Source organism: Rhizobium sp. GW821-FHT14E12, assembly GCF_058803745.1.
In genome coordinates, this window is record NZ_JBXAPH010000002.1 from 928,817 (window position 1) to 940,998 (window position 12,182).

The 12,182-nt window shown below is 61.4% G+C and carries 11 protein-coding genes; 1 reads left to right on the forward strand and 10 read right to left on the reverse strand.

All coding sequences use genetic code 11. The annotated features are described in order from the left end of the window. Positions 1–11: 11 nt before the first annotated feature. The gene (cbiE, locus tag AC1RO0_RS12390) at positions 12–1,238 is read right to left on the reverse strand and encodes a precorrin-6y C5,15-methyltransferase (decarboxylating) subunit CbiE (RefSeq protein ID WP_498593171.1); all 1,227 of its coding nucleotides are present in this window, start codon (positions 1,236–1,238) and stop codon (positions 12–14) included. On the opposite strand from cbiE, the gene AC1RO0_RS12395 reads away from it, so the two are divergent. Continuing rightward, complete coding sequence (locus tag AC1RO0_RS12395; RefSeq protein WP_498593172.1) at positions 1,237–2,007, forward strand: cobalt-precorrin-6A reductase; 771 nt, start codon at positions 1,237–1,239, stop codon at positions 2,005–2,007. The genes cbiE and AC1RO0_RS12395 overlap by 2 nt on opposite strands. Here AC1RO0_RS12395 and AC1RO0_RS12400 read toward each other — a convergent pair. The 9 genes from AC1RO0_RS12400 to AC1RO0_RS12440 form a co-directional block, all read right to left on the reverse strand. Further along, on the reverse strand, positions 1,971–2,735 hold the full coding sequence (locus AC1RO0_RS12400; protein WP_498593173.1) for a precorrin-3B C(17)-methyltransferase: 765 nt from the start codon (positions 2,733–2,735) through the stop codon (positions 1,971–1,973). The genes AC1RO0_RS12395 and AC1RO0_RS12400 overlap by 37 nt on opposite strands. Further along, entirely contained in the window at positions 2,732–3,469 is a 738-nt protein-coding gene (locus AC1RO0_RS12405; protein WP_498593174.1) for a precorrin-2 C(20)-methyltransferase, read from the reverse strand. Before AC1RO0_RS12405 ends, AC1RO0_RS12400 begins: the two co-directional genes overlap by 4 nt. Next, entirely contained in the window at positions 3,466–4,098 is a 633-nt protein-coding gene (locus AC1RO0_RS12410) for a precorrin-8X methylmutase (protein WP_498593175.1), read from the reverse strand. Before AC1RO0_RS12410 ends, AC1RO0_RS12405 begins: the two co-directional genes overlap by 4 nt. A 2-nt stretch (positions 4,099–4,100) precedes the next feature. Continuing rightward, complete coding sequence (cobG, locus tag AC1RO0_RS12415) at positions 4,101–5,513, reverse strand: precorrin-3B synthase (protein ID WP_498593176.1); 1,413 nt, start codon at positions 5,511–5,513, stop codon at positions 4,101–4,103. 380 nt (positions 5,514–5,893) lie between these two features. Beyond that, complete coding sequence (locus AC1RO0_RS12420) at positions 5,894–6,250, reverse strand: DDE-type integrase/transposase/recombinase (RefSeq protein ID WP_498593177.1); 357 nt, start codon at positions 6,248–6,250, stop codon at positions 5,894–5,896. Between the two features lie 188 nt (positions 6,251–6,438). Continuing rightward, positions 6,439–8,064 carry a GMC family oxidoreductase gene (locus AC1RO0_RS12425; RefSeq protein WP_498593178.1) on the reverse strand — a complete coding sequence of 542 codons (1,626 nt, stop codon included), beginning with the start codon at positions 8,062–8,064 and terminating at the stop codon, positions 6,439–6,441. After that, complete coding sequence (locus AC1RO0_RS12430) at positions 8,061–9,590, reverse strand: FGGY-family carbohydrate kinase (protein ID WP_498593179.1); 1,530 nt, start codon at positions 9,588–9,590, stop codon at positions 8,061–8,063. Before AC1RO0_RS12430 ends, AC1RO0_RS12425 begins: the two co-directional genes overlap by 4 nt. Positions 9,591–9,623: 33 nt before the next feature. Next, a complete protein-coding gene (locus AC1RO0_RS12435; RefSeq protein WP_498593180.1) occupies positions 9,624–10,466 on the reverse strand; it encodes a class I fructose-bisphosphate aldolase in 843 nt (280 codons plus the stop codon). Then, complete coding sequence (locus tag AC1RO0_RS12440) at positions 10,439–12,181, reverse strand: glycerol-3-phosphate dehydrogenase/oxidase (RefSeq protein ID WP_498593181.1); 1,743 nt, start codon at positions 12,179–12,181, stop codon at positions 10,439–10,441. Before AC1RO0_RS12440 ends, AC1RO0_RS12435 begins: the two co-directional genes overlap by 28 nt. Position 12,182 lies beyond the last annotated feature (1 nt).

Below are 12,182 nucleotides of genomic sequence, written 5' to 3' on the forward strand. Positions count from 1 at the left end.
TCCCTCATTTCTCATTCTTTGACCCAGGACCACTGTGTCACCGGCATCGCCGGCCGCCAGCCGGTCATGCTGCCGATGGGCGCGGCGCGGGCGATATCGATGCGGATCAGCGAGCCGCCACGCCGGGCATGTTCGGCAAGCAAGATCGCCTCCATCTCGGTCGTCACCGCATTGGCAACCAGCCGGCCGCCTTTTTTCAACCCATCGATGGCCGCTTCCATGACGCCAGCATCGCTGCCACCGCCGCCGATGAAGATCGCATCTGGCGTGGGCAACCCGGCAAGCGCATGCGGTGCCTGCCCCTCGACGACGGCGAGTCCCGGAACACCGAAGCTCGCGGCATTATTGCGGATGCGGGCAGCACGGTCACTGTTGGATTCGATGGCGATGGCACGCATGGAGGGATCGGCGAGCATCCATTCGATAGCGATCGAACCTGAGCCGGCACCAATATCCCACAGCAATTCGCCACGGCGCGGCGCGAGCGTCGACAAGGTCATCGCCCGGATTTCTCGCTTGGTGATCTGGCCATCATGCTCAAACAGGTTGTCGTCAAGCCCGACGGTGAGCGGCAGGACGCGCGCGCCCTCACCCGCTACGACCTCGATGCAGCAAACGTTCAAATCATTGATGCCGGAGAGCACAAAATCGGCGGCTTGCTGCGTGGAAACGCGCTCGTTCGGCCCGCCCAGAGCTTCAAGAACTGTCAGCATCGATTGGCCGAAGCCGTTTGCTTGCAACAACCTTGCAAGATCAGCCGGCCCCTGCCCGTCTGAGGTCAGAGCGAGGATCTTGCGGCCTGAATGCAAATGCGGACGGATAAGATCGAGTGATCGGCCATGCAGCGATATCGTTGTGACATCCTGCAAGGGCCAGCCGAGACGCGCGGCGGCAAGACTAAAGGAAGACGGTGCGGGGATGACCGTCATTTCCGAGACGGGGACATGTCGCGAAAGCGTCGCGCCGACGCCGTAGAAAAAGGGATCGCCGGAAGCCAAAATGACGATCGGCTTGCCGCGTAGGGCCAGTATAGTCTCGATGGATTTCTCGAACGGGCTCAGCCAGGCACGCGCCTCGCCCTTGATCAAGGGCCGCATGAGCTCGATATGCCGCGCGCCGCCGAAGACGAAGGGGGCTGATGCAATCAGCCGCTTGGCCTCGCCGCCAAGCCCGGCTGGACCGTCTTCGCCGATGCCGATAAGAGTGAGCCAGCGTTGAGCGGAAGGTATCTCAGACATGGGCGGAACCCGCATTCTGATCTTGGGTGGCACGACGGAAGCCCGCCGGTTGGCACAAGCGCTGGCTGCCCGCGCCGATCTCGATATCATCCTGTCGCTGGCGGGCAGGACCGCCGATCCGGCTCCGCAGCCGGTTCCCGTTCGCACCGGTGGCTTCGGAGGCGCCGAGGGGCTCGCCCGCTATTTGAAGAATGAGCGGATCGATCTGCTGATCGACGCGACCCATCCTTTCGCGGCGCGCATTTCCGCCAACGCCGTCGACGCCGCCGGCCGCACTGGCATTGCCGCTTTCGCACTCCGTCGGGCCGCCTGGTTGCCAGTCGAGGGTGATCGCTGGCGCATGGTGCGAAGCGTTGCCGAGGCGATTGCCGTGCTCGGCTCTTCCCCTCTTCGCGTCTTCCTGGCGATCGGCCGACAGGAGGCTCATCAAGCCAATGCCGCGCCCATCCATCATTATTGGGTGCGCAGCGTCGATCCGGTCGAGCCGGTTCTGACGGTGCCTGATGTCGCCTATATCTACGCCAAAGGCCCTTTCCGTCTGGAAGACGAACTGGCGATGCTGCGGCAATACCGCATCGATGCGGTTGTCGCCAAGAATAGTGGTGGCGATGCCACCTATGCGAAGATCGAGGCTGCGCGGCAATTGGGTATCGAAGTGATCATGGTCGAGCGCGCGCAGGCGGCCGGCTGGCCAGCTGTCGAAACTGTCGAGGCTGCCCTGCACCGTATCGATCATCTCACCTCTTCCTTGATGAAGCGCGGCGTGTAGACCAGATCGGGCTTTCCGTCGCGAGCGATGACGCGCGTCTCGGCAGAGCCGATGATCACGCAGGTCGCCATATCAGCATGCGATGCCTCGGCCTCTGCAAGCCGCGCAATCACGATGCGCTCATCCGGCCGACCAGCGGCGCGGCCGAAAATGACCGGCGTTGCGGCCGGCAATACCTCCCGCAATATCTCAAAAGCTTTGCCGAGCTGCCAAGGGCGTGCCTTGCTGATTGGATTGTAGAGGGCGATCACCAGCCCCGCCTGCGCAACCGAGCGAAGCCTGTTCTCGATGATAGTCCAAGGCTTCAGATTATCGGACAGCGAAATGGCACAAAAATCGTGTCCCAGCGGCGCACCGATGCGCGCGGCAACGGCAAGCATGGCGGTAATGCCCGGGACCACGACCAGATCGACATTGCGCCATGCGTCCGGCCCATTGTCGATCGCCTCGCAGACTGCCGCAGCCATGGCGAAGACACCAGGATCGCCACCGGAGACGACGCAGACATTGGCACCTGCCACGGCGCGCTCCAGCGCGGCCTTGGCGCGATCCAACTCTTCGCGATTATCGGAGGCGTGGCGGATCTGATCCGCGCGCAGCGACAGCCGATCGAGATAGGGGCCATAGCCAAAGAATTCGGTGGCATCAGCCGCAACGGCCAGAGCCTCCGGCGTCATCTGCTCCGGATTGCCCGGGCCTGTACCGATGATCGAGAGACGCCCGCTCATGGCTTGCCTTCCCAACCGGGAACGAGGATCAGCGAGAAATAGGGCGCTTCGATATCGGCCCTGCTGGCAAGCGGCGTCATCGCGCCGTTCATCATCGTGCCGCGCTCGACATAGATGGCCTCTTCGAGCCGTCCGGCAGTCTCAAGCGCACGACGGATTTTCGGTAAGTTGCGGCCGACCTTCATGATCACGGCCGCATGGGTATCGCCGAGACGGCGGGCCAGCTCGCCTTCCGCCATCGTACCGGGCAACACGGAAAGAACATCGTCCCCCTGCACCATCGGCAGGCCTGCGAGCGACCAGCAGCCGGACATGGCCGTCACGCCCGGAATGACTTCCGTCGGAAACCGGTCGGCAAGACGCACATGCAGGTGCATATAGGAGCCATAGAAAAGCGGATCGCCCTCGCTGAGCACCGCAACGGTTTTCCCAGCCCTCAGATGCGCCGCGACGATCTCGGCCGAGGCGTCGTAGAAGGTGGTGATCTGGCGGCTGTATTCCGGCGCGTCCTTGTCGATTTCCGTGGTCACGGGGTAATAGAGCGGCAGGAGCGTCACGTCGGCTCGCAGCAGATCCTCGACGATGGCGCGGCCATTGCCGCTCCGCCCCTGCTTGGCGAAATAGGCGACGACGTCAGCCTGCTCCAGCGCCTTCACGGCCTTGACGGTCAGGAGATCCGGATCGCCGGGGCCGGTGCCGACACCGATCAGCCGGCCGGTGGAATGCGCGTTCATAGGCCGGGCCTCGCCAATGCATTGAGGGCAGCCGCGGTAATGGCACTCCCGCCAAGCCGGCCACGGACGATGGCATAGGGAACGCCATAGGAATTTTCGGCCAGCGCATCCTTGGATTCCGCAGCCCCGACGAAACCGACCGGCATGCCGATGATAGCGGCGGGCTTCGGCGCGCCATCGCGCAGCATTTCAAGCAGATGGAACAGCGCCGTCGGCGCATTGCCGATGGCGACGACGGAGCCGGCCAGGCGGTCGCCCCAAAGATGCATCGCGGCCGCCGAGCGGGTATTGCCGGTCGTCTTTGCCAATTCGGGCGTGCGCGGATCGTGCAGCGTGCAAATCACCTCGTTGGCGGCCGGCAGGCGGGCGCGGGTGACGCCATGCGCGACCATCTCGGCATCGCAAAGGATCGGCGCACCACGCGAGAGGGCTCCGCGTGCGGCGGCGACGAAATCGGGAGAGAAGACAAAATGCTCGGATGCTTCGACCAGGCCGCAGGCATGGATCATGCGAACGGCGACATCGGCCTCCGCTTCCGAAAAGCGCGACAGATCAGCCTCGCTGCGAATGATCGCGAAGGAGCGCTCGTAGATCGCATTCCCCTCGCGGATATAATCATAGTCTGGCATTCCTACCCCTGTCGTAGCGCTGTAACGACCGCATCGGCGCCAAGCCGTGTAAGACAGTCCTCCGCCGATTCGCCAGCACCTTTATTATTCCGTACCAGCCGGTTCATCCGCGCGAGTACCGATTTCAGCTCTTGTTTTCCGATGTAGGCCACGGGCTCGCTCGATGCAGACCCATTTACGACAATCCCGTAGCCCGTTGGCGCACCAACAATTGTAAGCGCTGCCTTGCCCGGATGAGCGCAGCCTTTGCGGCAGCCGGAGAGATGCACGATCTGCGACCCATCAAGCAACTGCGGTGCCATATCGAGCACATCCACAGCCGCCGCTTTCGTGGCGTAAAAGGCAGAAGCACAGGCTCCCGTTCCGGAACAGACATCTATGTGGTTCGACGGATCATCCGCACGCGTGCGAAAGCCATGCTTAGCCGCTATCAGCTGAATATCCTGAGCCGCTCGATCATCAAGACCCAGCACCAGCAGGGCATGCTCGGGTGCGGTCCGGATTTCATTTGCTCCGGCAGCTTCAGCGATGTCGAGGAAGTTCAGAACATCTCTGGCATGGATCTGTCCGAAAGATGGACGCAGGCCAAGAACGAGGTTGTTGTCGCCAAGATGATGAATGCCGATCGGCGAAATAGGCCGGTCGGCCGCGCTGAATGTACGGTCCTGCGTCGAAGGAAATCCTGCCCGCAGACTGACCACATTGAGATCGCGGCCGCGTGCGTTCGGCCCAAGATGGGCCAGTGTTTTCAGCAGCTCGATAACAGCCGGGATGGACTGTTCGGCGGACAGAGAAGCGAGAACCTTCGCTGTCTGTGCCGTTCCGCCTATTGCGAGGCTCCATACGATCGAGCCGCCGTCAGTTCTTGTAGCCCTCAACCTTATATCAGCCGAGATCGCATCCAGCGTCAGCCGCCCACCACCATCGATGATGATGGTCAGCTTGGGAGCCAACACCGGTTGAGGATCGAGCGCTGTGATCGCCCGACGAAGCCGCATGGCCAGATCCCGGGCGCTGGCAATCTCCCGCGGGTCCAGCCCGCTGAGCGGCGGAACCTCGATGGCAATTCCGCTCTCCGGCACGATGCCGGCACGATCGATGTCTGCTGCCAGACCAGCCATGCTGTCCGTCGTCATGCCGCGCAGTTGAAGATTGCCGCGTGCCGTGATCTCGATCAGCCCGTTGCCATGCTTCGCAGTCGCCTCGGCGAGCGCTCGAAACTGCGCGATGGTCAGGCCCGGCGTTGTCGGACGCAGCCGCACGAGCAAACCGTCGCCAGTCACCATCGGAGCGCTAAGCGATGGGCAGGCGCCACGGGCCATAGACGACGGCGCGGGAACACAGGCAAGGGTATCGGCCGCCTGCCGCGAGGCGACGTCGTGCCTTTCCGTCCTGTACCTGTCGGCTACCGCCATGAGACAATCCTTATGAAGGATAAGATCGAGACTATAACCTTCTTAAGCGCAGTCTTTTTTCTTATGATATTCAATATGTTATAGCAATATCCAAGTAGGCTCAGCGGATGATTTGCACTCGAGATCCCACCAGGACACCACGGAATATGCGTTACGCAGGAGTTGCCCAGGCCTCTCACTGCTCTTCCAATATTCCGTCTGGCAACGAAACCGCTTTTCTGTTTGCTTTTGATTTCCAAACTCACACTTGAATACCGGTCCATGTGGTAGCTGAGGTCCGTTCTGATCACAATAGCCGACAGCAGCAACGGACCGAGATCAATTTGGGAGGTGATGTCAGGTTAGCTCGGTCAAATACTCTTCTTGGGATGCCGGCTGGATCAGGCCGATGTCCCGGTGACGACCTTCCAATGTGCCATCACTGCAAGACGATGCAGAGCGGCCCGCGAGCGAAATCGCTGCATGACCCGCTCGCGCTTTCGCAGACGAAGATGCGAGTTTTCGGCGCGGTTGTTCAACCCCTTGTGTGATCGATGCACGACGGTTGGCATCAACTGCCGCCGTGCTGCGCCATAAGAACACAGCTTGTCGGTGACGATCCGCTTCGGCAGACCGCGCTGCAGCAGCTCTTCGACCATGCGCAGGCTCAACGGAAAGCGAAAGTAGAGCCAAACCGCTTGGGCAATTACAGAAGACGGGAAACGATGGCGTTTGTAGCTGACAGGATTCCGGATCATGGCGCCAGCTAACGACCATCACATTCAATCGGAATTAACCTGACATCACCCTCGTGCTTTCCTCTTCTCGGAAAGCAGTCGCTCTCTAGAATTTGCCCGACTTTTAGGATGCCGCAGTTCCACGATTACCGCATGTGGATCGGACGCCTCTGTGGCTTGCACCTATGACACGATCTTTTCCTTGCAGCTCACACTCGCTCGACAATCATCTCCGCCGCTTTCTCGGCGATCATGATGACCGGCGAATTCGTGTTTCCCGAAACGATATTCGGCATGATCGAGGCATCAACGACCCTCAGTCCCCCAATCCCATGAACGCGCAGCCGGGCGTCGACAACCGCGCTTTCGTCACTCCCCATCTTGCAGGTGCCGACAGGGTGAAAAATCGTCGTCGCAATGTCGCCTGCCCTTCGGATCAGTTCCTCGTCGCTCTGGAACTCCGTGCCTGGCAGCATTTCCTTTGGCGCGAAGGCCGAGATTGAGCTTGTCCGCATCAGGCTGCGGGCATGGCGGATCGATTTGGCCGCTATGATGCGATCACGGCTGGCCGACAGGTAATTCGGTCTTATATCCGGTGTGGCCGAGGCGTTTGGACCAGCCATATGAACCGTTCCCCTGCTCTCCGGACGGAGGTTGCAAACCGATACGGTTACGGCCGGATAGCGATGCAGCGGCTCGCCCAACCTGTCGGTGCTGAGAGGCTGGACATGATATTCAAGGTCCGCCGACGCCAGGGATGGATCGCTCTTTGCAAAGATGCCGAGCTGGCTGGGCGCCATGGAAAGCGGACCGGAGCGGCGAAAAGCATATTCAAGCCCCATGCCTGCGCGAGCAAAAAGGCTGTGGTAGAGCTGGTTCAGCGTCCTTGCGCCCTCGATGCGAAAGACGGTGCGGATCTGCAGGTGATCCTGCAAATTCTCGCCGACGCCGGGCAGCGAATGAGCCACGTCGATGCCTGCGGCCCGTAATATGTCGGGTCTGCCGATCCCCGAAATTTCCAGTATCTTTGGCGAATTAATCGCTCCGGCCGAGAGAATGATGTCTCGCCCGGCACGCGCCACATGCAGCCTGCCGTTCATTCGAAAACGGACGCCGGTGGCCCGGAGGCCATCGAGTTGAAGTTTTTCCGTTTCCGCGCCGGTCAGGACCCTGAGATTGGGCCTTTTCATCGCCGGGCGTAGGAAGGCCTTGGTGGTGTTCCAACGCACTCCGCCGCGCTGATTGACCTCAAAATAGCCCGAGCCCTCATTATCGCCGCCGTTGAAATCATCCGTCTTCGGGATGCCGAGTTCCGCCGCAGCCTCCCGGAACGCATCGAGGATCGGCCAGGAGAGGCGCTGCCGCTCCACACGCCATTCGCCGCCCTCCCCATGCAGGGCCGATTTTCCGCGGTAATTGTCTTCGGACTTGAGAAAATACGGCAACACATCGTCCCAGCCCCATCCGGCATTGCCCGCCTGCCGCCATCCGTCATAATCGGCGGCTTGGCCGCGCATGTAGATCATTCCGTTGATCGAGGAGCAGCCACCAAGCAGCTTTCCGCGCGGATAGGGAAGCGATCGGCCGTTGAGTCCGGGCTCAGCGGCAGTCTTCATCATCCAATCCACCCGCGGGTTGCCCATGCAGAAGAGGTAACCGATCGGGATGTGCACCCAATGATATCGGTCGCTGCCGCCTGCCTCGAGCAACAGCACACGGTTTGCCGGATTTGCGGAGAGACGGTTGGCCAGCACACACCCGGCCGACCCCGCTCCGACGATGATGAAGTCATAGGAACCGGCATCTGCGATCGCCTCGTTCGAAGATCCGCTCATTTCATGGCTCCTGCTACCTGATCGGCCCCTGAGGCAAGGCGTCGCCAGATCGGTGCCATCGCCTCGGCGATATCGCGGTAAAGGCCGTAACGCCGCTGATAGTGAGCCGCGAAACCTGCGTTCGGAACATAGTGACGCTCTATCCGCACCATTGAGGTCGCGCCTGCGGCAAAGTCCGCGAAGATACCGGCGCCTGTTCCTGCGGCAATCGCCGCCCCAAGCGCACCGGTTTCGCGTGAGCGCGCAATCGACACAGGTAGGCCCAGAACGTCGGCAAATATCTGCGGCCAGATCAGGCTGCGGGAACCGCCTCCGGAAAGCACCGCTTCGTTGAAAACGGCTCCGGCCCGGCGCATTGTCTCTATGTGCTCACGGTGACCGAAAGCGACGCCTTCGAGGACAGCACGCACGAGATGCCCCTTCGTATGCCAGCCGGCAACGCCATAGAAGCCGGCGCGGGCATTGCCGTTCTGCTGCGCGCCATAGAGGAACGGATGATAAATCGGGTCATCCGCAGCCGGCTCAATAGCGGCGGCGAGTTCGCCGCAGAGATCGAAAGGTGAGCGGCCATCCGTCGAAGCGTCGGAAAAGAATACCCGCACCAGCCATTCAAGATTTGCCGCCGACGTGGCGCTCGACTCGATCGCCATATAGCGCTCCCGGTCGAACGTGGAGGACATGAAGACTGGCCCGGCCAGTTGCGGCCTGTCGATGATGACCTGATTGATGCTCCAGGTTCCCGCAATGATCGAGGCGGCACCCGTTCGCGTGACGCCGGAGCCGACGGCGGACGCGATGACATCGAACAGACCACCGACAACGGGCGTGCCGGCGGCAAGCCCGGTTTCGATGGCCGCCTCCTTCGTAATCTCCCCCGCGATATCCGCGCTTTCAATCAACGGTGGCAGAAGCTTCATGCAGTCGCCAAGGCCATAGGCCTCCATCAACACGCGATCGTAGCGGCGATTGGCGACATCAAGCAGTCCACAGCCGGTCATATCAGACACTTCGCTGACCCGCATGCCGGTGAGCCGATTGACGATGAAGTCCTTGCACAGGAAAACCGTGCCGATCCTGGCGAAGGTTTCCGGCCGATGCCGTTTCAGCCAGGCAAGCAAGGTCGGCGTCTGCGACGGCCACGGCCGCTGCTGGCCGATCGGATAGGTGCGGTCGCCAACGCCTTGCGCCTGCCATTCCTCGACGAGAGCAGCCGCACGCGTATCGAGCGATTGAATCCCGAGCAGCGGCTGCCCGTCACGATCCAGCGCGTAAAGTCCGTTTCCGTGACCTGCACAGCCAACGGCGACAATATCCTCGGCTCGGATTCCCGCCTGCTCTATGCAGCTGCGGATGACCATACGGGCGTTGGCCCAGAGTTCGTCGAGCCCGCGCTCGACATGCCCAGGGCACGGCATGCGGCTGTGCCCCTCCGCTGACGCGGCCGCGATTTCATTGCCGTCACCGTCGAAGATGACCGCCTTGATGACGGTGTTGCCGGCATCGAGCCCCAATAGATATTCTGCCATGCCGAACCCCTCCCAAGGCTCCCGTCTTCATTGTCAACCGCGCTGATAAAGCGCGAAAGCGTCTTCACCACCAGCATCATCATGTATGATCGCCATCAGCCCGCGCACGACGGCGCCCGGATTGGCGTGTTGATAGATATTGCGCCCATAGACCATGCCCATGGCGCCCTGCCGCATCAAGGCTGCCGATTTATCGAAGACGGCGCGAAGGTCTTCCTTGCCGCCGCCGCGAACCAGAACCGGGCAACGGGCAGCCTCGACAACCCTGTGAAAATCCTCCGCATTGGTGGTCGGGTCCGCCTTGACGATATCGGCCCCCATCTCCCGCGCCAATCGGGTCAGGGTGACGATCTTGTCCGCGTCGCCGTCGACCATATAGCCGCCGGCCTTATCCACCGGCTGCATCACGAGCGGCTCGATCATCAGCGGCAGGCCGTATTTGTCGCAGTCCGCGCGCACGCGGGCAATATTCTCAACGCATTGGCGAAAGAGATCGGGCTCGTCGGGAAGCATGAAGAGATTGACGACGACGCAAGCTGCATCCATCTCGATCGCGCCGATCAACGGCTCGGCTGCGTTCTGGAGCACAGCCCACATGTCCCGGTGACGCGTGCGGTTATAAGGATTTCCCATGTCGATGCGCATGACCAGCGCCGGCTTGTCCTTGGCGGCAATAGTTTGCAGCAGGTCGGCCTGGCCGTAATTCATCTGGATCGCATCGGGTGCCGCCGCCGCCAGGGTCTTCACGACCGCCGGCATGTCTTCGAGGCCGTTGAGGAAGGACGGCTCGTTGCAGACACCGTGATCGATCGCCACGTCCAGGCAGCGACCGCCGTTGAACAGCCGGTTCATCCGGACTTTGCTGTTGCTTCGCATTCCATGCTCCTTTGTTCGTTCCGGTCTGTAAGGGTGCTTTCGGTAACGCCATGGCGTTCACGCAAAAGGGTGAGAAAACGGTTACGCTCGGCATTCCGTTCTGCCGGCGTCCAGCCTTTGTGCCCCACCAGAAGATCGAGCACCGCGTCCATCATCTGCTGGGAGAGATTGCCTGATATCGCAAGCGTTGTGCGCCTTAGCAGCAGGTCATCAAGATGCTCCGCCGCTTCGTTGCGGATGAGAAAAAGCAGTTCGCGCTCCGAGTAATCCGGATGCGGCATGGGTTTGTCGGGTGCCATGACAATGAAACCAGCGAAGGCTTCCGCTTGTGTGCCGTAGCGGCCGAAAAGCGCCGCCATGCGAGAACCCGGAACGCCCTTTTCCGCGGCCACCTGAGCGATCCAGGCAGCACGATCGAGCGGAAATCGCCGGCCGCCGCCGATCGCCCGGTCGGCTGTTGAAATGCGCCGCTCCTTCCCCAGCCGCTCCAGAGCGAGATCGGCGGCGAGTTCGCCGAACGAACGAAAAGTCGTCCATTTGCCGCCGATCATGCACACGACCGATGGGCCACCATCGGCGGCATCCACGACCGTGCAGAAATGATCGCGCGGGATGCGGCCGGTAAAGCTGTCGGTGCTCGCCGGCAGCGGACGGACGCCCGAGAACTGGAAGCTGATCTCTTCCGGCCTGATTTTAATATCGGGAAGCACGAAGGACAGGGATTGCAAGATGTAGTCCCGCTCGTCCGCCTCACATCGTACGCTATCGGGGTCATCAATGCGGATGTCGGTCGAACCGACCAGAACCTTGCCCAGGTAAGGAAACAGGATGCAGATCCGACCGTCCTCGTTCTCGTAGTAGATCATATGGCCGGCGAGCGCATTGTAGAGCGCCGTATTGTCGATGATGAGATGAGATCCCTTTGTTCCACCCATCAGAGGAACGGTCCGTGTTTCGGGTTTAAAGAGCGTGCCGTTGGTAATGTCGATCCATCCGCCTGTTGCGTTGATGATGAGTCTGGGTTCGATTGCCGCCGAAGAGCCGGTGATAGTGTCCTGCACGAGATATCGGCCCTCCCCCATCACGCGGATGTCCGCGTAGTTCAGCGCCCTCGATCCCGTGGATAGGCCATCATCCAGCAACTCGACGCCGAGGCGTTCCGGGTGGCTGACCCAGGCGTCGTAGTAGGTGGCGGAACTCTTGATGTCGGAATTGAGCGCCGGCCACTTGGCGAGCGTGCTGCGCCGGCCGCGAAACTGATGGCGCGGCATCATCGCCCGCTTGCGCGTCAGGAAATCGTAGATGCTGAGCCCTGCCTTGATGGCGATGGCGCCGCGGCGGCTGGGTCGACGGGAGAGCCCCAGAAAACGGACGAGACCATTGCCAAGTCCGGAGAAGATATCGAAGACCGGCACGGTCGTCGGCAGCGGCGCGACATAGTGCGGAGCATTGCGCAGCAGCCTGTCACGCTCGACGAGCGATTCCTGCACCAGCTTGAACTCGCCGTTCTCGAGATAGCGAAGGCCGCCATGCACCATGCGCGACAATGCGGCGCTCGCCCCGGAGCAATAGTCGTGCTTCTCGACCAGAAGCACGTCGAGCCCCTGCAACGCCAGCTCCCGGAAGACACTGATGCCGTTGATGCCGCCGCCGATGACACACACGTCCACCTTCGGGCTCCGGCGAAGCCCGTCCAACGTCTCTTCACGATTCATG